Origin of the sequence: Microbacterium sp. NPDC087592, assembly GCF_044743585.1 — a bacterium.
Lineage (GTDB): Bacteria > Actinomycetota > Actinomycetes > Actinomycetales > Microbacteriaceae > Microbacterium.
The window spans coordinates 71,452-90,879 of record NZ_JBIUWT010000002.1 but is presented as its reverse complement, the minus strand read 5'-3'; the positions used below and the strand labels follow the sequence as shown (position 1 = coordinate 90,879).

The window sequence follows — 19,428 nt, the reverse complement described above, 5'->3', positions numbered from 1 at the left end:
AGCGGTGTGTATCTGTCGTGTCTGTCAGAGTGTCGATTGTCAGGCCGGATCTGCGCGCAGGAGGGCGATGACCTCGACCTCCACGGGGCTGTCTCTGGGGAGCGAGGCCACCCCGACCGCCGAGCGTGTGTGCGCTCCCGCGTCTCCGAACACGGCTTTCAAGAGCGAGCTGGCGCCGTCGACCACCCTGGAGTGGTCGGAGAAGTCAGGGTCGCTGGCGACGAAACCAGTGACCTTGACGATGCGAGCGATACGGCCCAGATCGCCGATCTCACCCCGGAGTGCAGCGATCGCGTTCACCGCACACTGGGCGGCGAGGCCGGCAGCAGCGTCGAGGCTGACGAGCCCGCTTCCCTCCCCGACCTTTCCGGTCAGGGAGATGACTCCATCGCGAAGCGGAAGCTGACCCGAGGTGAAGATCAGGTGTCCCGCGGTGAGTGCTCCGGTGTATGCACCAATCGGTGCGGGCGGCGCCTCGGGGAGATCGTATCCCCCGTTCCGGAGACGCTCGATGATCATCGCATGCCGGGGGGAGATCATTCGCGAGCCTCCGTCGCAGAGAGCGTCGGAGTGTCACGGGAGGACTCCCGCGCGATCATCACCGAGACGATGGTGATGATCAGCATGACGGCGACATAAGCCGCGATCGGAACCCAGCTCTCGAAGCGGCCGTAAAGCGCGACCGCGATGATCGGCGCGAGGGCGCCACCGAGAATGCCCGAGAGCTGGAACCCGAGGGAGGCGCCGCTGTAGCGCACGTTCGCGGGGAACAACTCCGTGGTGAACGCCGCCAGCGGCCCGTACATCGCTGCCCAGCACAGCATCCCGACGAAGTCCGCCAGCAGGATCAGCGCGATGTTCTGGGTCTCGAGGAGCGGGAAGAACGCGAATACCCAGAGCATCGCGCCTACCGCGCCGCCGATGTACACGGGCCGCCGGCCGACCCGGTCCGACAACGCGCCGAACAACGGGATGAAGAGGATCATGGTGGCCGCGCTGACCAATACGACGAGAGTCGCCGTGGTCTGCTCGATGCCGACCATCTGAGTCAGGTAGGTGACGACGAAGAGAACGAAGATGTAGAACGCCACATCAGTGCCGATGCGCGAGCCCGTCGCGATGAGCAGTTCACGACGCTGGGTGCGCAGCACCTCGAGGATGGGGTGCTTGACCCGGTGTCCTTCGGCGGCCAGTTTCTCGAACTCCGGCGACTCTGTGACGTTGAGCCGGATCCAGAGACCGATCGCGATGAGGACGGCGCTGAGAAGGAACGGCACGCGCCATCCCCATGCCAGGAACGCCTCATCATCAGTCAGCCAGAGCATGAGGGTGAGCGCGCCGTTGGCAAGCAGCAGTCCCAGCGGCACACCGATCTGCGGCCAGCTGGCCGCGAGACCACGGCGCTTCGGGTCACCGTGCTCGAGAGACATCAGGACGGCACCGCCCCACTCGCCACCGAGACCGAATCCCTGCACGAACCGCAGGACAGTCAAAGCGATCGGGGCGAGGATGCCGACCGTATCGTAGCCCGGAAGCAGGCCGATGAGCATGGTCGAGATACCCATGATCATCAATGTGATCACGAGGATGCGCTTGCGGCCGATCCGGTCACCGTAGTTCCCGAACACGATCGCCCCGATCGGGCGAGCTACGAACCCCACCGCGAAGCTGCCGAAGGCGAGAAGCGTGCCTGTGAGCGGGTCCAGCGTGGGGAAGAACACCGTGTTGAAGACGAGGGCTGCGGCGGTGCCGTAGAGGAAGAAGTCGTACCACTCGAGGGCCGTACCGATGACGCTGCCGCCGATGGCGCGTCTCCGGATGCCGCGGTCGTGTGAGCGGGTCGTTGTCTGTGAAGCCATCTTTCCGTTCTCCTTGGAAAAGCTCGGGCCTGCGTTCGCACAACTGATCGCTGGGCTCCTGATACCGCTCGGGCGATGCGGTTCTCTCATCATCACGAGATGAGAGTCAAATGCAAACCATGGTTCGCTTGCGCTAGTCAAACATCTGCTTATACTTCAGCCATGCTCGACACACAGAAGCTCCTCACGTTTGCCGCGGTCGTTCGGCTCGGCAGCTTTGCTGCCGCGGCACGTGAACTCGGGTATACCCAGCCCGGCGTAAGCCAGCAGATGAAGACTCTCGAACGCGAACTCAAGACGACACTCTTTTCACGCGAGGGCCGCGGTCTGAAACTGAGCGAACAGGGTGAGGTACTCGCGTCGCGCGCCGAATCCCTCATCACCGACCTTCGGGCCACAGAGGAGCGAGTCGCTGCGGTCGCTCGCCTCAAGGAGGCCCGCGTCCGCGTGTGCGCATTCCCGAGCGCGAATGCGACCCTGATCCCCTCGGCGATCTCACGGCTGCGGGCTCGCCATCTCGGCATCGAGATCGAACTGTTCGAGGCGGAGCCGCCTGAATCGCTCGACGGTCTGGAAAGCGGCGAGTACGACGTGGTGGTGGCATTTCGATACGACGATCAGCCTGCCCCCGACATCGGAGACAGCGTCGTGTCGATCGAGCTGATCGACGAGCCGATGGTCTTGATGCTGTGGGATGACCATCCGCTCGCACGTCGGAAGCAGATCGAACTCGCCGAACTTCAGGACGAGCGTTGGGTGGCCGGCTGTGTGCGTTGCCGCCAAGAGTTCGTCAGCGCCTGCGCCGTCGCCGGCTTCGAGCCTCGCATCGACATCACCACCGACGACAATCTCGCTGTTCAGAGCTACGTCGTCGCCGGCCTTGGCCTCGCGATGATGCCGAGGATGACCCAGTCCTTCGTAAAGCATCCCAAGCTGCGCACCCGCCCCTTGCTGCCTGAGCGCCACCGTCACGTGACTGCGACCGTCCTGCGCTCGCAGCGGCAGAAGCCAGCGGTGCTGCGGGTGCTCGAGTCGCTGAGGGCGGCGGCCGAATCCATGGCTCTTGCCGCCCATACATAAGCTCAGCTTTGGGATGTCACATCTTCTCTAGCTTCTCGTTTGTTCTCGCCGCGCTCACACTGTGAATGTGCGCGCAGCGTGAGTGCGTGGCGCGTCGACAGCGAGAAGCGAGAAGCGAGACCATGATGTACAGCGAGTCCCCGATCACTAGTGCGACTGATGCGAGCGATGTCATCCGACCACGTCGAACAGATCGACGGTGGGTGACTCATGCCCTCGAACTCCTCACCGCCGAAGCAGGGCGCAGCGGATGGACACCACTCATCCCTTTCCACGCTCCCGGGGTTCGAGAGATCGACATCTACCTGAAGGATGAGTCCCTGCATCCGACCGGCAGTCTCAAACACCGCCTCGCCCGATCACTTTTCACACACGGTCTCTGCAACGGCGACATCGGCCCGCAGACCACGATCGTTGAAGCATCGAGCGGTTCCACCGCGGTCAGCGAAGCTTATTTCGCTCAAATACTGGGGCTGGACTTCATCGCCGTCATCCCTACCGCCACGAGTCGCGAGAAGATCGCGCTGATCGAGCGGCATGGGGGCCAGGTGCTCATTGTCGACGATCCCGCAGATGTGGTCCGCACGGCTCAAAGAATCACGGTCCAGCGCGGCGGACACTTCATGGATCAGTTCACATTCGCGAGCCAGGCGACGAACTGGCGCGAGGGCAATATCGCCAGTGAGCTCTTCCATCAGATGCGCCGAGAGAAGCACCCTGTGCCGGAGTGGATCGTGGTCGGCGCTGGCACCGGTGGAACGAGCACGTCGATCGCGCGATACGCCCGATTCGCCGGTCTCGCTACGCGCATCGCCGTCGTGGATCCGGAGGGTTCAGCCTTCTATGAGGGTTGGCGCCGGAACGATATCTCCTACGTGACATCGACACCGTCGCGGATCGAAGGTATCGGGCGCACCCGCGTCGAAAGATCGTTCGTCCCGAACCTGATCGATGAGGTCCTTCCCGTGCCCGATGCGGCGTCGATCGCCACCATGCGATGGGCATCCCGCATCATCGGGAGACGCGTCGGAGCCTCCACCGGCACGAACATCTGGGGCACTCTCCAACTTGCCCAACGTCTCGGCTCCGGCCGACGCACCGGGAGCATCGTGAGCCTCATCTGCGACACGGGCGACCGGTACGCCTCCACCTACTACAACGATGAGTGGCTTGCGGCGCAGAACATCGACATCGCTCCGTTCGAACGCACCCTCGAGGACTTCACCTCCACCGGGGTGCTCCGGGCCGCGTGAGTGCTCGACGGCCACATCGGCTCCGGCGATACAGTTCTCCTGGACCCCTGGCGACAGGGAACCGAACCGAGGGAGACACAGATGAGCATCGCCGGTCATGACGGAACCCGATCCGAATCACCCGATGTCGTGCAGATCCGGGGGGCACGGGTCCACAATCTCAAGAACATCGACGTCGACGTACCGCTGCGCGGTCTGGTCGCGATCGCCGGGGTGTCCGGCTCAGGCAAATCGTCGCTGGCGATGGGGGTGCTCTACGCGGAGGGCTCGCGCCGCTATATTGAAGCGCTCTCTACCTATACCCGGCGACGGATGTCCCAGGCAGCACGCGCGGATGTCGACTCGGTGCGCCACGTTCCCGCCGCGCTTGCCCTCCGCCAGCGACCCGGCATACCGGGAGTTCGGTCGACCTTCGGTACGTCGACCGAACTGCTGAACGTGATCCGGGTGATGTTCTCCCGGCTCGGCACACATGTGTGCCCGAACGGACATCGACTGGAGCCGACCATCGATGTCGCCGCGAACCTCGACCTGGTCTGCCCCGAGTGCGGGGCGGTGTTCTACCCACCTGGCGCGGAATCCCTGGCGTTCAACTCGGAAGGCGCCTGCCCGACCTGCGCAGGAACAGGCATCGTACGTGCGGTCGATGACAGTTCTCTCGTGCCCGACACGTCGCTGACGATCAGCTCGGGTGCAGTGGCGCCCTGGGGAATGTTCGGCCTCACCGTGATGCCGCAGGTCGTCGCCGAGTTCGGCGTACGTACCGACGTGCCTTACTCAGAGCTCTCCGATGCTGAGCGGGAGATCGTTCTGCACGGTCCAGAAGAGAAGAAGCACATCGCCGTGCGCTCCAAGAACGGCAAGCTCTTCGAGCTGGACTTCACCTACCGCAACGCGCGACTCGCGGTGCAGGAGGCGCTCGACAATGCGGCGAGCGAGAAGGGGCTGGCCCGGGTCAACAGGTTCATCACTTCGCAGACGTGCTCGGCGTGCCAGGGCACGCGCTTGAGCGACGCAGCGAGACTCCCCCGCGTCGCCGACAGGAATCTGGCCGAGGTGACCGCGATGTCTCTCGACGACATCATGCCGTGGCTGCAGGCCATCCCCGCGACTCTCCCGCAGGAGATGCAGACGATGACCATGTCGATCATCGGTCAGTTCACGCAGATGGCGACACGACTGCTCGAACTCGGTCTGGGTTACCTGAGCCTTGATCGCTCCAGCTCGAGCCTCTCGACAGGGGAACGACAGCGAGTGCAACTGGCCAGAGCCGTGCGCAACGAGACCACTGGCGTCCTCTACGTCCTCGACGAGCCGTCCGTGGGACTCCACCCGGCGAATGTCGACGGTCTGATCGGGGTGATGCGCGATCTCCTGTCGAACGGCAACTCGGTGGTACTCGTCGACCACGATGTGCAGGTGCTCCGCGAGGCGGATTGGATGATCGAGATCGGCCCGGGGTCAGGGGCTGCCGGCGGAACTGTTCTCGCCGCAGGCACTGTGTCAGAGCTCGGCACACTGCCTGAGTCGCTCATCGGCGGATTCCTCGCCGATCGTGAGCCGCTGTTAGTGCGCGACCGCGCCGAAGAAGAGAATGTCTTCGCTCGTGGCCGAATGGAGCTGCGCACGCGGGCTCTGCACACCGTGCGAGCCCTGGAAACTGCGATCCCTCGCGGTCGCTTGACCGCAGTGACGGGGATGTCCGGCTCGGGCAAGACCACTCTGGTGTTGGACAGTCTGGTGCCGGCGCTCCAGTCGCTCATCGGCGACACGAGCCGCCCTGCACATGTCCTCGACCTCATCGCAGCGGGCATCGCGCACGTACACGTCGTGGATGCCGCGCCGATCGGCACGAACGTGCGCTCCACCATCGCCACGTACAGCGGAGCTCTGGACGATCTTCGCAAGGCCTATGCAGCGTCACCCGATGCTCAGTCGCGCGGGCTGAAGGCGGCCGACTTCTCCTACAACACCGGGTCTCTGCGCTGTTCACGTTGCGAGGGCACTGGCCAAGTCGTCCTGGATGTGCAGTTCCTTCCTGACGTGGACATTCCCTGCCCCGACTGCGCCGGCAGCAGGTACGGCGCCGAGGGCCATGCGATCCGGCGAACCCCATCCGATGCTCCCCCGATCTCGCTTCCGGCGCTGCTCGAGCTCTCGGTTGCGCAGGCACTGCCCTACGTGACGGACCTTCCCAAGGTGCGGAAGAAGTTGCAGACCCTCCTCGACCTCGGACTCGGATATCTCACGCTCGGCGAAGACACCCCCGCGCTGTCCGGCGGAGAGGCGCAGCGGCTGAAACTCTCCACAGAACTCGGACGCGATCAGTCCGATTCGCTCTTCGTGCTGGACGAGCCCAGTGTCGGCCTGCATCCGCTGGACACGCGCGTGCTCCTGAGCGTGCTTGATCGGCTACTCGAACGCGGAGCAACGGTGATCGTGATCGAACATGACCTCGACGTGATCGCGAATGCCGACCACGTCATAGACATGGGTCCGGGCGGCGGCGTCGCCGGGGGACGCATCGTGGCCACCGGAACTCCCGAACGGATCGCCGCTGCCGCGGACAGCATGACCGGTCGCTATCTCGCCGCAGCGTTTGCGCGTCATACCGCCGGCACCTCTCAGGCGTAGAGTCCGTTGCTGCACGGAAAGCATCAAGTACAGATCATGCACTGAAGGCCGTATCCTGAGGCCATGAGATTCGATCATTGCTCGCTGCAGGAGTGCGGCGTCGCGCGGTTCCTCAGTCTGCTCGACGGCCCCTGGGCGACACTCATCGTGCGCGAGCTTCTCAAGAAGCCGCATCGGTTCAACGAGCTCCTCTCTGCACTGCCGGGAATCAGTGCGCACACCCTCTCGAGCCGACTGCGCAAGTTCGAAGCGCACGAGCTGGTGACCCGCACCGCCTACGCCGAGATCCCTCCTCGCGTCGTCTATGAGCTGACGCCGGTGGGGATGCAGCTGCGTCCGGTGCTCGACGCGATGAATGCCTGGGCGATGACCGTCCCGCCCCACCTCTTCGGCCTCGAAGAGGAGTCTGTGTCCCCGGTCACCGTCGACTGACCTGGGCCCGGTGACGGCGAACGGCGTCGTAGTTGCCGCACTTCGCCGAGCAGTAAGAGCGCCGCCCATTGCGACTGGTGTCCACGTACACGACAGGGCAGCGATCCCGCTGGCAGGCGCCCAGCCGAGCCCCGTCCGACTCGACGATGAAGAGCGCGAGTCCGCCCGCGGTGACAGCACGCACCCGTGCGACGACATCCTGGGCATCAGGGGCGAAGTGCAGGTGCGGACGGAGTCCGTCGTGCGTCGTGAGATACGGACGAGATGCGCCGGCCGCGAGAAGGCGATTGATGGCGCCGCAGCGCTCGTCGACGGTGACTGCTAGGAACACCGGGACGATCTGATCCGCCCATGCCCGCAGCTGCTCGCCGCCCCGTTCGTTCAGCTCTGCCCGCCGGATCTCGTGGGCGTCCAGGACTGCGGTCGCGGCGCCGACGTCCCAGCCCCGCCGCACGAGGGTCACGAGATCCGCGGCGAGCAGCGGGCCGGTCATATTGTCATGGTTGAACTGCATTGACACATTGCATCACAGTGGGGGGATGGACGTCATCACCGCGGGGATCGCCCCGATCATCCTGCTCCTCGGGGGCGGCCTGATCCTTCGGCGACGCGTGCTGACAGACGTCGGATTCTGGTCGGGACTGTCGTGGGTGAGCTACTGGGTCTTCACTCCCGCGCTCTTCCTCACGTCGATCGGCGGCGCAGATCTCACGGCCGTGGCCGCGGGTCCACTTGCGCTCAGCGTCGGCATTCCCACACTGGTGGTGGCCGCACTGTCGTTCGGCGCGGCGCTCCTCACCCGGGCGGATGGCCCCCAGCTCACATCCCTGATCCAGGGATCCATCCGCATCAACACCTACGTCGGGCTGGTCTTCGCATCCGCGCTGCAGGGGCGAGAAGGAGTGGCGACGTTCGCACTCGCCAGCGCCGTCGTCGTGCCGCTGGTGAACCTGATCTGCGTCACGACGCTCTCGCTCTTCGGCCAGCACGACACCGAGCGACGGAGTTTCGCGCTGTGGAGAGACCTCGCATCGAATCCCCTCATCCTCTCCTGTCTGGCCGGAGTGGCGCTCAGCCTGGGCGGCATCGCGATGCCTGCGCTCCTGCAGACGACGATCGAGATGATCGCGGCCCCCGCCCTCGTCGTCGGCACCATGGTCGCCGGTGCCGCACTGCGATTCACTTTCCGCCTGCGAGACCTGATCGATGTCGGCACCGCTGCTGTCCTCAAGCTGGTCGTGCTGCCGCTCGCGGCATTGTCCATCGCGCTGGCGTTCGGAATCACCGGCGCGACTCTCACGAGCATCATTCTCATCACAGCGGTTCCGACTGCACCCAGCGCCACCGTCCTCGCATCGCGCATGGGCGGTGACACTCGGCTCATGGCGGCGATCACCGGCGTCCAGACCGTGCTCGCCATCGTGACGATCCCGCTCCTGCTTCTTCTCGCTGGCACCCTGTCCGCGTGATCTGATCACGCGGACAGGGTCGTCGTGCGGGGCGGGGTCAGCGCGCCCCGTAGCTCAGCCCGTGCCCGTAGCGCAGCAGCGGATCGGCAGTGTCGAACGGCACATCTGAGCGCGAAGCCTCCACTGCCGCCATGCTGGATGGGAGATCGAAGGGGAGACGCCCACGTGGCTCATCGCGACCGAACAGCACGTCGAGCACCGCACGCGGGTGAGCCCCGTAGTTGGCGATGACAGCATCCGCCGATTCCAGGATCGGGGTGAGGATCGCCGGACGATCGAGGAAGACATCGACGACCGTGGTTGTCGATGTGCTCAGCTGTGCGATGTGCGACACAGTCTCGTCATCCATCTCGAGCGAACCCGCATGGAAGTAGTTCTCGAAGGCCGTCGACCGCTTCTCATACGGTGCATGGATACGCACGATGGCGAGGTCGGCCTCGAGCGGATCGGCGACGACAGTGCCGTACTCTGCAGCGACCTCCTCGGGAATGCCCTCGACGTACAGGCGCCGTCCCTCCGCGGCGGGCAAAGTGGAGCGCCCGCCCTCGGAACGGTTCGTGAGCAGCGTCAACGACGCACGCTGAGCCGCGAGGCCCGCGGCGATGAATGCTGACGCACCGACCACACGAGAGGCCTCCACCGGATCGACGTACGGGTCGTCGAAGAGACCGAGCACGAATTTCTCGGCGAGGAGCCTGCGCGCCGAGACATCGAGCCGAGCTTCCGAGATTTCACCCGCCTCAACCAACTCGACCAACATCTCGGGACATGCTTCTCCGCCGAACTGATCCACGCCCGCATCGATGGCCTTGCGCATCCGCTGCCGCGGAGTGAGGTCTTCCACACCCCAGGCCCGCGCGGGGAACGGTTCTCCCTCGACCGTGGCGTCGTTGATCAGACCCCAATCCGTGCAGACGATTCCGTCGAAACCAAGCTGTTCGCGAAGAAGTTCCGTGATGATCGAGCGGTTGAACCCGAAGCCCACTTCTTCGTACTCCGTGCCGACCGGCATGCCGTAGTACGGCATCATCTGCGACGCGCCTGCGGCGATCGCCGCACGGAACGGCTCCAAGTGCAGATCGAACCGACCGCCGGGGTACACCTGCTCGCGTCCGTAGGCGAAGTGCGGGTCCTCACCATCCTTCTGCGGCCCGCCGCCCGGGAAGTGCTTGGCCATCGTCGCGACCGAGTCCCTTCCGAGCGCCTCGCCCTGGAAGCCCTGGATGTACGCGACACCGAGCCGACTCGTCAGTTCGACGTCCTCACCGAAAGTGTCGAGCTGGCGCGCCCAGCGCGGCTCGGTGGCGAGATCGATCTGCGGGTGCAGAGCAACACGGATGCCGACGGCGAGATATTCCTGGCGAGCGATGTCAGCGAACTGCCGAACGACGCCCTCGTCTCGGATCGCGGCGAGCCCCAGGGCTTCCGGCCACACGGAGAACGCCCCGGCGAGAAGTCCGGCGAGCGGATTGTCGCTGTAGGAATTCCGAGGGTCGGTCGACACCGTCACCGGAATCCCAAGCCGCGTGGTGAGCGCCAGGTCTTGGATGTGATTGTTCCAGCGCGCCATCGCCTCCGGCGACCCTCCGGTGAGGAGGTTGAAGTGACTCATGTGCCGATGTGACACATACTCCGCGTTCGATGGGAGGTCGAACTCTTCATCACCATCGGAGAGAGCACCGTCCTCCCCCATCGAGATCATGGCGTGGAAGAACAGGCCGGCCTTCTCCTCCAGCGTCATCTGCGCGAGGAGGATCTCCACCCGCTCCTCAACTGGAAGACTGCTGTCGCGGAAGCGTACGTCGATGCTCAGATTGTCGGAATCCATGAGTGCGCCTTACTTCGTGCCCTTGACTCGGAAGATGAGAACTGCGCCCGCCAAAGCGGCAGCCGCGCCCACCAGGTAGAACAACGAGTAGCCGCCGATCGCGGTCGCCGCGCCCAGCGCGATGACTCCCGGTGCGATGGCCGGAGCGATGGACTGCGGCAGCGCATTGGCGATGTTGATCACGCCGAGGTCCTTGGCCGTATCTTCGACATCGGGGAGCACCTGCGTCGCCAGGGCGAGCGAGACCGAGAGGAAGGACCCGATGCCGAGTCCGATCAGTCCCTGACCGACGATCACCATCTCGACGGTCGGCGCGAACGCGAGAACGACGAGCCCGGCCACCATGATGATGCCGGCGGCGAGGACGAACGGCTTCCGGCGCCCGAGCTTGTCGGAGAGGTACCCCGCGAGCGGCCCGGAGATCGCCTGCGCGCCGACTGCCGCGAGGTTGCAGATCAGGACGGCCGTGATGGCCTCCGCTTCCGTCAGGAGGAACTTGTCGGTCAGATAGAGCGGCAGATACGTGGCGATACCGGCGTAACCGAACATCACCAGGAATGTCGTGAGCCAGGTCCAACCGAAGTCGGGGTTCTTGCGAGGGTTGAAGACGAAGGATCCGGCGAAGTCCTTCCAGCCGTAGCTCGTCGACGGCGGCGCGAGACGCACCCCATCCTTCAGCAGCATCGCGAACAGCACCGTCAACACCAGACCGATGAGCGCGGGTACCGCAAATCGCGAGAGATCCGAGTCGAGGAAGTTGACCGCGAACGTTCCGCCCAGGATGCCGAGCGACGTGGTGATCCCGATGATTCCTGACGCGAGGCCGCGCTTCCATACCGGCATACGATCCGCGATGGTGGCGTTCAACGCTGCCAGCGTGCCATTGAGGGCGGCCTGCGCGACGCACCATCCCACGAGGACCATCCAGACCTCGCTCGCCAGACCGATCGTCACGAGAGCCGCGAATCCGACCACTGCGCCCGCGATGAGCCAAGGGCGCCGCATGCCGAAGCGCGACATGGTGCGGTCCGACAACCGCCCGACGAGCGGATTGAAGATGATCGCGAAGAGCGTGCCGACGCCCATGACGAGGCTGAGCGCAGCCACCGATTCGCCGCGGTTCGCGGTGATGTGTTCGAGCTTGAAGGCCAGCGAGACGAACACGGGCGTGAGCAGCGCCAGGTACACGCCGAAGTTGGCGAGACCCAGTGTCGGCAGATACGCCGGAGAGACAGGGCCGGCCGGCAGGGACCGGGTGAGAGGTGTGGTGGTGGAGGGTTCAGTCATCGTCGACTCCTTGGTCGCGCCCGAAGGGGGTGGGCTCGCAAAAGAGTAACGCAAACTCGAACAAAATGTAAGTCAATACCGATCTATTTGTAGCTGAATCGTGCGTGCGATCATGAGACGGTGAGATCTTCCGAGCACGCTTCGTCCCGCACCGCATCGACCGCACTGACGCGGCAGCGGATCCTCGCCTCGGCCAGAGCGCTGATCGGCACGCGCGGCGGCGCTCAGGTCTCGCTCGAGGACATCGCGGCCGCGTCGGAGATCACCCGACCCGGCCTCCTCGGCCACTTCCGCTCGATGGATGCACTGATGACAACAGTGGAAGCCGAGTTCTGTGCGGAGAGTGGGCGCCAGATGACGCTCGGGATCAGCTCCTGGGCGAACCTGCTGGAGATCCCCGACTACCGCTCGATGTCCGTGCAGTTCTTGAGCCTCGCCATGACGGCCGATTCTCCGTCACCGTCCACGGCCTGCCATCATCGGCAGCTCCTCGAATCAGCCGAGAGCATCCTCACCGAGCACTCCGACTCGACCGCGCTGACCCCCCAGGGGCTCGTCGCCACGTGGGAGGGGCTGCTCGTGCTGCAGTCCTACTTCCCGTCGCTCGATCCCGCACGAATCATCCAGGCGCGCCTCGATCCCGCGCGAGCGCGGCCGTCCGCCCCTTCCTCCCGCACGGCCCCGGTATCTCCGGCATCGCTGATACCCGCCGAGTTCGGTTATGCGCGTGGTCGCTCCCGTCGGCGGCAGATCGTCGAGGACGCCACCATTCTCTTCGCCCGCAACGGGTACCACGGGACCACCATCCGACAGCTTGCATCCGAGGTGGGCATCTCCGCATCCACACTTCTCCACCACTTCGGACACAAGGCGGGCCTGCTCGCGGAAGTGCTTCGCCACAGGGACGAGCAGCTCGTTCATCGACGCGCGCAGCGCGACATGGATGCGCGTACCGAGCTCGCAGAGCTCGGCGATGAAGCGCGCCGAGATCTGAACGTGGAGCGAGGGCTTGTGGATATGTACGCCGTCCTCTCCACCGAGGCCATTCACCCCGACCATCCGGCGCACGCGTACTTCACCGATCGCTTCTCCCGCACGATCGACTACTTCGAGGGCCTCATCGCGAACAGCGACTCCGGGTCTCCGGATCCACGGCTCGATGCCGTGTGGCTCGTCGCCCTATGGGACGGACTGCAGTATCAACTGATCCTGAGTCCTGACGACATGGATCTCCCCGCACAGCTGGATCATCACATCCAGACGTCCCTGGGAATCACTCCGGCAACGAGGAGCTCGATCCTTGACGAACCGTACACCCCGGAGGAGCGCACATCCTCCAGGGTGTAATACAGTAGCTATCAGGTTTGTAGAGTAATCCGTTTCGGACCTCATACCCCAGTCGGAAGGAGGAGCCATGGCCGGAGAGAGAACTCGAGAGCGAGGCGAGCTCGAGGGCGAGGTCATGCGGCTGCTCTGGAAGCACGTGGATCCCATGAGCGCACGCGACCTGCAGGACCTCTTCACGGGACCGGTGCCCGCGTACACGACCCTTCTCACAGCGCTCACCCGTTTGGAGAAGAAGGGCCAGGTCATCCGCTCGGGAGACTCTCCCCGCAAGGTGCGCTTTCAGGCCGCGCGCTCGGGAGAAGATTTCACGAGCGATTCTATGCTCTCCGCCTTGGATCGCGCGGGAGACCGCCACGCGGCACTGCTCGCCTTCGCCGGAACGCTTGACGACGACGACGTCGCGCTGCTGAAATCCGCCTTCGGTCGAAAGTCGTCGAAGCGCTAGCACATGCTCTTCTGGGTTGTGCTGGCCTGCGGCATCGCATCGATCACGGTCGCACTCCTCGCACCCCTTCTGCTCACCGTGGGACGCTGGCAACTTCTGCACCCGCGTACAGCTCTCTCAGTGTGGTTCGGGGCTTTCTTCATAGGCATCGGACTGGCCCTCGCGGGACTGATCATCGGCGTTGCTGGTGCCGTCGCCGCCTCGCACACCCCAATCGGTTCAGAGACGCTGCTGATGACGATCCTCGGCTGGGTGGGCTTGGGAGCCTTCGGCGCGATCGCCGCTTTTGTCGCTGTGTCCGCCGAGCCGGTGCTCTCCTCCGAGACAGGGGCACTGCATTCACTGGCACCGATCGCCATCAGCCGCGAACAGCGGCGCGGGTTCACTCTGGTCCGGTTCGAATCGGATCAGCCGATCGCCTTCGCCGCACCGGGCAGACCGCCCGAGATCCTGCTTTCGACGGGAATGGAGTCGCTGCTCCCCTCCGCTCAGTTGCAAGCCGTCCTCGCTCATGAGTACGCGCACCTGAGGCAACACCATGCGTGGGCCACCCGAATCGCTCGCATCAACGCTCTCTGCCTCCCCCGAACACACTCCGCGCGCGCGCTGCGAAGAGCCACCACGCTTCTCGTCGAACTGGCTGCGGACGACCATGCAGCGCGCCTCGCCGGACCCGCGCATCTGGCGAACGCTCTCTCAACGCTCGCTGCAGCATGGAACGATGTCGGTCTGGAGCTTCGCGCCGAGAGGCTCGTGGACAAACGATGGCCGGGCGCCGTCAAGCGTCGCCGGCCCCCCGCGGCCTTCGCCAGCGATTCCTCGGCGTGAGGCGGCCCTGGATCGACCCTGCTCTCGCATCGTGGCTGTTCAGGCCCGAGGCTTCCAGCCGCACGCACGGATCACCCATGACCATGCCGCGCGCACCCGTCGACGGATCCGATGGAAGAGAAATCTCGTCGCATCCCATTCCTCAGCGAGAGTGGACGGGCGGTCATCCTCATCCCTCGGGGGCGCAGTGAGTCCGATGACCAGGATCAGCACCAGGAGCGCCACCAGCAGCATGACGGCGGAGATCATGCTCACTTTCGCGACTCCGTCATCTGACTCACCTCTTCGATTCCGCCTCTCAGGAGATCGGCGATACGGGCCTCATCAAGATCCGAAGCAGGTAGTGTTAACGCTACATTCGGTAGTTATCCCCGCCATCGCGGCGCGCTGATAAAACTACAGGATGTAGACTTGAATGCAGTAAAGAGTGGAGTGGAAATGTCGGAGTTCACATTCGAGGTCACCGGAATGACGTGCGAGCACTGCGAGCACGCGGTGGGATCAGAACTGTCCCAACTTCCCGGTGTCCAGAACGTCGTCGCGGATGCGACGACCGGACGCGTGAGTGTCACCCACGATCTCCCGGTGGACCGGAGTTCCTGGGAAGCCGCGGTCGGTGAGGCCGGGTACAAGGTGGGATCGTGGCCTGTAAGCCACGATGCCTGAAGATTCTGCCTCGAAGGCCCCCAGCGATCCCGCTCTGCTGCGCCCGTCCCGTCGCCTCCTGATCGGGGGCGGCCTTGCTGCGGCCATCTTCGGAGTCGGTCTGCCCGTCGGCATAACTGTCATACTCGGGGAGGCGCCCTACAAGAAGCTCTTCCAGTCATTCCCCGGCCTTGATGTCGGGGTAGTGACCACCGCGCTCCTGGTGGCGGCCGACACCGGGATTCTGCTCAGCATGGGCATCCTCGCCTACCTGCTGTTCTTGCGCGCCACGCCTGCGAAGCGCGCGATGCACCTCGAGTACGGCTTCGAACTCCGCGCTCTCCGAGTCACCGCATCGGTCTGGGCAGCGAGTGCCGCCGGGCTGACCGTGTTCGAAGCATTCGACACCAGCGGCGTGCCGCTGTCCCGCATTCTCGAACCGGGAACCCTCGCGTTCCTGTTCGAAGCGAGCTACGCGCCCGCCGCCTGGATGATCAGCTTTGCGGGTGCGCTCGTGGTCCTGTTCGCATCGTTCTTCGTCGATCGCTGGACGGGGATGCTGATCCCGCTGTGGGCATCTTTCCTCGCCTCACTCGCTCCGGTCGTGTCGGGGCAGATCCTCGTCGGGCCCGACCACGACTTCGGCGGCGATGCCGCTGTCTTCCAATCGCTCGCGGTCAATCTGCTCTTCGGCGTCGTCGCGGTCTACTGGCTGCGGGTGTGCTCCGGTCGGTTCATCGACCCCGAGTCCCTTCGGCGCCTCTTCCTCCTGGCGGCGATCCTGCTGCCGGTCATCGCCGCGTCCGACGTCATCATCACCTTGTTCAAGCTCGCCGGGACACCCCTCCTCGGGTCTCTGACCGGCTGGCTGATCGTCGGGCGATGGGCAGCCCTCCTCATCGTCGCGATCCCCCTGATCGCGCTTCGCTCTCTCTGGCGTCGCGCACGCGTCCGCGCGGAACATATCGTCTCCCACCTCTCGGTCGCATCCTTCGGCGTCATCGCGTGGATAGGCATCACCGCCGCGATGACCCGGCAGCCCCCGCCGCAGTACTTCGTGCCCACGACCATCTCGCAGACCTTAATGGGTTTCGAGGTCGCGGATGCGCCGAGTATCGAGGTGCTGTTCGGGCATTGGCGACCCAACGTGCTGTTCCTGACGATCGCGACGGCGGCGGTCGTCGTGTACCTGCTCGCGGTACGCGCGCTCCACCGGCGCGGCGACCACTGGCCCACCGGCAGAACCGTCGCCTGGCTGCTGGGGTGGGCGATCATCATCTTCGCGACCAGCTCAGGCTTCGGTAAGTACTCGGCGCCGGACTTCGGCATCCACATGATCGTGCACATGAGCCTCAACATGCTGGCACCAGGGATGCTCGTGCTCGGCGGGATCGTCACACTCCTGCTGCGCGCCACGCGCTCGGCGCCCGGCTCACCAGCGGGACCCCACGGCTGGATCACCTGGGTCCTGCACTGGCGAGTCCTCCAGTTCCTCTACAACCCCCTGATCGTGTTCGTGGTGTTCATCGGCTCCTACTACGGGCTGTACCTCACGGGGATCTTCGGCGAGTACATGCGCTTCCACTGGGCGCATCAGCTGATGAATCTCCACTTTCTGATCGTCGGCTACCTGTACTACAGCCTCATCATCGGCGTCGATCGCCCACCCCGCCCGCTCCCCCACGTGGGAAAGCTGGGGTATGCGCTGGCCGCAATGCCCTTCCACGCGTTCTTCGGCATCATCCTGATGACGAGCACGACATTGATCGCCGAGAACTTCTACCTCTATCTCAAGCTCCCCTGGGCCGACCTCCCCGCACAGCAGTACCTCGCGGGCGGCGTCGCATGGGCCGGAGGAGAGATCCCGCTCCTTATCGTCATCATCGTGCTTCTGATCCAATGGGGTCGCCAGGATTCGAAAGAAGCACGACGCAAGGACCGGCACCTCGACACGGGGAGGGACATGGAGTTCGACGCGTACAACGAGATGTTGCGTCAGCTGTCCGCCCGCTCCGCAGCAAGCGATGAACTACGCCCGGGCATGCAGCCCGAAAAGGAGCCACAGCGATGAACACTCAGACCGCGCAGCTGCTCGAAACCCCACTCGAGCTCGACGTCTCAGGGATGACCTGCGCAGCGTGCGCCGGCCGTGTCGAACGCGCTCTGAACAAGCTCGACGGCGTCACCGCAACCGTCAACTACGCGACGGAGCGGGCGGTGCTGACCGGCATCTCGACCGAGGAGTCGGCACGCGCGATCGCGCAGATCGAGAGTGCCGGCTATGGCGCCCATCTGCGAGACGGATCGGATGATGCCTGGTCGCAGCGTGCCACCGAGTTCCGGATCTCCTCGCTCCGGCGACGGCTGGCGGTGGCCGCACTCCTGACCGTGCCGCTGATGGACATCACCCTGGTCCTGGCCCTCGTCCCCGGATGGCGATTCCCCGGCTGGGAGTGGGTCTGCGTCCTGCTCGCACTGCCGATCGTCACCTGGGCCGCGTGGCCTTTCCACCGCGCCACCTTCCGCAACCTCCGCCACGGCATGGTGAGCATGGACACGCTGGTGTCCCTCGGCATCGCGGCGTCGTTCGGCTGGGCGGTGGCGACACTGCTCTTCGGCGTGGGTGCCGGGTCGGAGGGCTACTGGCTCGGCTTCGGCTCCACGCCGGAAGGCGCCGACTCCATCTACCTCGACGTGGCCGCGGGCATGACGACGTTCCAGCTCGCGGGCCGGTACTTCGAGACACGCTCCCGCCGGAAGGCCGGCGACGTGCTCGGCGCCCTCAGCGCACTCGCTGCCACGCATGTGCGCGTGCTGCGCGATGGGGTCGAGACGGTGGAACCCGCCGGCCAGCTGCGCTCCGGTGACGTGTTCGTGCTCCTGCCGGGCGAGACCGTGCCCGCGGATGGCGTCGTCCTGAGCGGCAGCGCAGCCGTCGACGCGAGCATGATGACCGGCGAGCCGATGCCGATCTCGGTCACGAGCGGAGACACCGTCACGGGCGGTACCATCAGCACCGATGGCCGGCTCGAGGTGCAGGCGACGTCAGTCGGCGCCCACACCCAGCTCGCCCAGATGGCCGCACTCACCGAGCAGGCGCAGGCGCGCAAGGCCGATGTGCAGAAGCTGGTCGACCGCGTGGTGACCTGGTTCGTTCCCGTCGTGATCGGACTCGCGATCGTCGTCGGAATCGCGTGGGCACTGAGCGGCGCCCCCGACGACAAGGCCATCGGCGTCGCCATCAGCGTGCTGATCATCGCCTGCCCGTGCGCACTCGGACTGGCCACACCCACTGCACTGATGGTCGGCATCGGACGCGCCGCGACGCTCGGCATCCTCATCAAGGGACATGACGCCTTGGAGGCATCCGAAGCCGTGACCACCGTGGTGCTCGACAAGACCGGCACGCTGACAACGGGCACGATGACGGTGCAGGATTCCGCGGTGTTCGATGTGGCCCCGCACGACATGTGGATTCTTGCAGCATCCGCCGAACGCGGCTCGGAGCATGCGATCGCACGCGCCATCGAGCGTGCGGCCGCACCGTTCTCGACCGATCTGCGCCCGCTCGGCGAGTTCACGGCGAAACCAGGACTTGGCGCCGTGGCCACGATCGACGGCATCCGCGTAGTCATCGGCAATGTCTCCCTAATCGAAAGCGAGTCGGTGCGCTTCCCGGCCGAGGCCCGCGCGGCCGTCGAGCGTTTCGAGAACGACGGCCACACGACCGTGATCGTCGCCGCCGCCGATGTCGTCATCGGCGTGCTCGCGCTGTCGGATTCCCTCAAGCCGCGTGCAGCCGAGGCCGTCAAGGCCCTCCGCGAGCAGGGGCTGGATATCCTGCTGCTCACCGGCGACTCTCCGGCGGCCGCGGCGCGCATCGCCGCCGAGCTCGGTGTGGATGGGGTCCATGCCGGGGTCCTTCCCCCACAGAAGGCAGATGTGATCAGGGACCTTCAGACGTCGGGCAAGCGGGTTGCGATGATCGGCGACGGAGTCAATGACGCCGTCGCACTGGCCACCGCCGACCTCGGCCTCGCGATCGTCACCGGCACGGACATCGCCCTCAAGGCGGCCGACATCATCCTGGTCCGGGATGACCTGCTCGTCATTCCCGACGCGATCGCGATCTCCCGTAAGACGCTGCGGACGATCAAGACGAACCTCGTCTGGGCGTTCGGCTACAACGTCGCGGCGATACCGATCGCCGCCGCGGGCCTGCTCAACCCGCTGATCGCCGCCGCCGCTATGTCGTTGTCCTCGGTGTTCGTGGTCTACAACAGCCTCCGTATCCAGAAGGTACGCGGCTCGCACTGAACCC

Annotated in this window: 17 protein-coding genes; 11 read left to right on the top strand and 6 right to left on the bottom strand. The window is 65.1% G+C overall.

The genetic code is table 11. The features are described from left to right. Positions 1-39: 39 nt before the first annotated feature. Together ACIOTO_RS13405 and ACIOTO_RS13400 are read right to left on the bottom strand one after the other, a co-directional pair. Complete coding sequence (locus ACIOTO_RS13405) at positions 40-540, bottom strand: RidA family protein (RefSeq protein ID WP_400858258.1); 501 nt, start codon at positions 538-540, stop codon at positions 40-42. After that, positions 537-1,859: an MFS transporter gene (locus ACIOTO_RS13400; RefSeq protein ID WP_400858257.1), complete on the bottom strand. Its 1,323-nt coding sequence runs from the start codon at positions 1,857-1,859 to the stop codon at positions 537-539. Before ACIOTO_RS13400 ends, ACIOTO_RS13405 begins: the two co-directional genes overlap by 4 nt. 162 nt (positions 1,860-2,021) lie before the next feature. On the opposite strand from ACIOTO_RS13400, the gene ACIOTO_RS13395 reads away from it, so the two are divergent. The 4 genes from ACIOTO_RS13395 (at position 2,022) to ACIOTO_RS13380 (ending at position 7,258) form a co-directional block, all read left to right on the top strand. Next, positions 2,022-2,939, top strand: coding sequence for a LysR family transcriptional regulator (locus tag ACIOTO_RS13395; RefSeq protein WP_400858255.1), 918 nt, complete (start codon positions 2,022-2,024; stop codon positions 2,937-2,939). 203 nt (positions 2,940-3,142) lie between these two features. Beyond that, positions 3,143-4,192 carry a PLP-dependent cysteine synthase family protein gene (locus ACIOTO_RS13390; RefSeq protein WP_400858254.1) on the top strand — a complete coding sequence of 350 codons (1,050 nt, stop codon included), beginning with the start codon at positions 3,143-3,145 and terminating at the stop codon, positions 4,190-4,192. A gap of 81 nt (positions 4,193-4,273) precedes the next feature. Further along, positions 4,274-6,826, top strand: a complete 2,553-nt coding sequence (locus ACIOTO_RS13385) for an excinuclease ABC subunit UvrA (RefSeq protein WP_400858253.1) — start codon at positions 4,274-4,276, stop codon at positions 6,824-6,826. Between the two features lie 63 nt (positions 6,827-6,889). Then, positions 6,890-7,258, top strand: coding sequence for a helix-turn-helix domain-containing protein (locus ACIOTO_RS13380; RefSeq protein WP_091029980.1), 369 nt, complete (start codon positions 6,890-6,892; stop codon positions 7,256-7,258). On the opposite strand, the gene ACIOTO_RS13375 is transcribed toward ACIOTO_RS13380, so the two are convergent. Then, positions 7,245-7,751 carry a CGNR zinc finger domain-containing protein gene (locus ACIOTO_RS13375; protein WP_400858251.1) on the bottom strand — a complete coding sequence of 169 codons (507 nt, stop codon included), beginning with the start codon at positions 7,749-7,751 and terminating at the stop codon, positions 7,245-7,247. The genes ACIOTO_RS13380 and ACIOTO_RS13375 overlap by 14 nt on opposite strands. A 46-nt stretch (positions 7,752-7,797) precedes the next feature. Here ACIOTO_RS13375 and ACIOTO_RS13370 point away from each other — a divergent pair, with 46 nt between their 5' ends. Next, positions 7,798-8,727 carry an AEC family transporter gene (locus ACIOTO_RS13370; RefSeq protein WP_400858250.1) on the top strand — a complete coding sequence of 310 codons (930 nt, stop codon included), beginning with the start codon at positions 7,798-7,800 and terminating at the stop codon, positions 8,725-8,727. Positions 8,728-8,764: 37 nt separating this feature from the next. Here ACIOTO_RS13370 and ACIOTO_RS13365 read toward each other — a convergent pair whose 3' ends face one another. Together ACIOTO_RS13365 and ACIOTO_RS13360 are read right to left on the bottom strand one after the other, a co-directional pair. Then, complete coding sequence (locus ACIOTO_RS13365; protein ID WP_400858248.1) at positions 8,765-10,555, bottom strand: glycoside hydrolase family 3 protein; 1,791 nt, start codon at positions 10,553-10,555, stop codon at positions 8,765-8,767. Between the two features lie 9 nt (positions 10,556-10,564). Further along, on the bottom strand, positions 10,565-11,842 hold the full coding sequence (locus tag ACIOTO_RS13360) for an MFS transporter (RefSeq protein ID WP_400858247.1): 1,278 nt from the start codon (positions 11,840-11,842) through the stop codon (positions 10,565-10,567). A 120-nt stretch (positions 11,843-11,962) separates the two neighbouring features. On the opposite strand from ACIOTO_RS13360, the gene ACIOTO_RS13355 reads away from it, so the two are divergent. From ACIOTO_RS13355 to ACIOTO_RS13345, 3 genes are all read left to right on the top strand, one after another. Then, on the top strand, positions 11,963-13,189 hold the full coding sequence (locus ACIOTO_RS13355; RefSeq protein ID WP_400858246.1) for a TetR/AcrR family transcriptional regulator: 1,227 nt from the start codon (positions 11,963-11,965) through the stop codon (positions 13,187-13,189). Between the two features lie 67 nt (positions 13,190-13,256). Continuing rightward, positions 13,257-13,634, top strand: a complete 378-nt coding sequence (locus ACIOTO_RS13350) for a BlaI/MecI/CopY family transcriptional regulator (RefSeq protein WP_091030000.1) — start codon at positions 13,257-13,259, stop codon at positions 13,632-13,634. A gap of 234 nt (positions 13,635-13,868) precedes the next feature. Next, positions 13,869-14,462: a M56 family metallopeptidase gene (locus ACIOTO_RS13345; RefSeq protein WP_400858245.1), complete on the top strand. Its 594-nt coding sequence runs from the start codon at positions 13,869-13,871 to the stop codon at positions 14,460-14,462. A 39-nt stretch (positions 14,463-14,501) separates the two neighbouring features. On the opposite strand, the gene ACIOTO_RS13340 is transcribed toward ACIOTO_RS13345, so the two are convergent. Continuing rightward, complete coding sequence (locus tag ACIOTO_RS13340) at positions 14,502-14,717, bottom strand: hypothetical protein (RefSeq protein WP_400858244.1); 216 nt, start codon at positions 14,715-14,717, stop codon at positions 14,502-14,504. 183 nt (positions 14,718-14,900) lie between these two features. Here ACIOTO_RS13340 and ACIOTO_RS13335 point away from each other — a divergent pair, with 183 nt between their 5' ends. Genes ACIOTO_RS13335 through ACIOTO_RS13325 form a run of 3 tightly spaced genes read left to right on the top strand, consistent with a single transcriptional unit; the run spans position 14,901 to position 19,424 of the window. Next, positions 14,901-15,128, top strand: a complete 228-nt coding sequence (locus ACIOTO_RS13335) for a heavy-metal-associated domain-containing protein (protein WP_400858242.1) — start codon at positions 14,901-14,903, stop codon at positions 15,126-15,128. Beyond that, positions 15,121-17,178 (top strand): cytochrome c oxidase assembly protein, encoded by a 2,058-nt coding sequence (locus ACIOTO_RS13330; RefSeq protein ID WP_400858241.1) that lies wholly within the window; start codon positions 15,121-15,123, stop codon positions 17,176-17,178. The genes ACIOTO_RS13335 and ACIOTO_RS13330 overlap by 8 nt, the downstream gene beginning before the upstream one ends. Continuing rightward, complete coding sequence (locus tag ACIOTO_RS13325; RefSeq protein ID WP_400858239.1) at positions 17,175-19,424, top strand: heavy metal translocating P-type ATPase; 2,250 nt, start codon at positions 17,175-17,177, stop codon at positions 19,422-19,424. Before ACIOTO_RS13330 ends, ACIOTO_RS13325 begins: the two co-directional genes overlap by 4 nt. Positions 19,425-19,428 lie beyond the last annotated feature (4 nt).

Excerpts from the sequence above, each read along its gene's own strand:
- ACIOTO_RS13405 (WP_400858258.1), bottom strand. The coding sequence starts at position 540 with ATGATCTCCCCCCGGCATGCGATGATCATCGAGCGTCTCCGGAACGGG.
- ACIOTO_RS13400 (WP_400858257.1), bottom strand. The coding sequence starts at position 1,859 with ATGGCTTCACAGACAACGACCCGCTCACACGACCGCGGCATCCGGAGA.
- ACIOTO_RS13395 (WP_400858255.1), top strand. The coding sequence starts at position 2,022 with ATGCTCGACACACAGAAGCTCCTCACGTTTGCCGCGGTCGTTCGGCTC.
- ACIOTO_RS13385 (WP_400858253.1), top strand. The coding sequence starts at position 4,274 with ATGAGCATCGCCGGTCATGACGGAACCCGATCCGAATCACCCGATGTC.
- ACIOTO_RS13380 (WP_091029980.1), top strand. The coding sequence starts at position 6,890 with ATGAGATTCGATCATTGCTCGCTGCAGGAGTGCGGCGTCGCGCGGTTC.
- ACIOTO_RS13375 (WP_400858251.1), bottom strand. The coding sequence starts at position 7,751 with ATGACCGGCCCGCTGCTCGCCGCGGATCTCGTGACCCTCGTGCGGCGG.
- ACIOTO_RS13370 (WP_400858250.1), top strand. The coding sequence starts at position 7,798 with ATGGACGTCATCACCGCGGGGATCGCCCCGATCATCCTGCTCCTCGGG.
- ACIOTO_RS13365 (WP_400858248.1), bottom strand. The coding sequence starts at position 10,555 with ATGGATTCCGACAATCTGAGCATCGACGTACGCTTCCGCGACAGCAGT.
- ACIOTO_RS13360 (WP_400858247.1), bottom strand. The coding sequence starts at position 11,842 with ATGACTGAACCCTCCACCACCACACCTCTCACCCGGTCCCTGCCGGCC.
- ACIOTO_RS13350 (WP_091030000.1), top strand. The coding sequence starts at position 13,257 with ATGGCCGGAGAGAGAACTCGAGAGCGAGGCGAGCTCGAGGGCGAGGTC.
- ACIOTO_RS13345 (WP_400858245.1), top strand. The coding sequence starts at position 13,869 with ATGACGATCCTCGGCTGGGTGGGCTTGGGAGCCTTCGGCGCGATCGCC.
- ACIOTO_RS13335 (WP_400858242.1), top strand. The coding sequence starts at position 14,901 with ATGTCGGAGTTCACATTCGAGGTCACCGGAATGACGTGCGAGCACTGC.
- ACIOTO_RS13330 (WP_400858241.1), top strand. The coding sequence starts at position 15,121 with ATGCCTGAAGATTCTGCCTCGAAGGCCCCCAGCGATCCCGCTCTGCTG.
- ACIOTO_RS13325 (WP_400858239.1), top strand. The coding sequence starts at position 17,175 with ATGAACACTCAGACCGCGCAGCTGCTCGAAACCCCACTCGAGCTCGAC.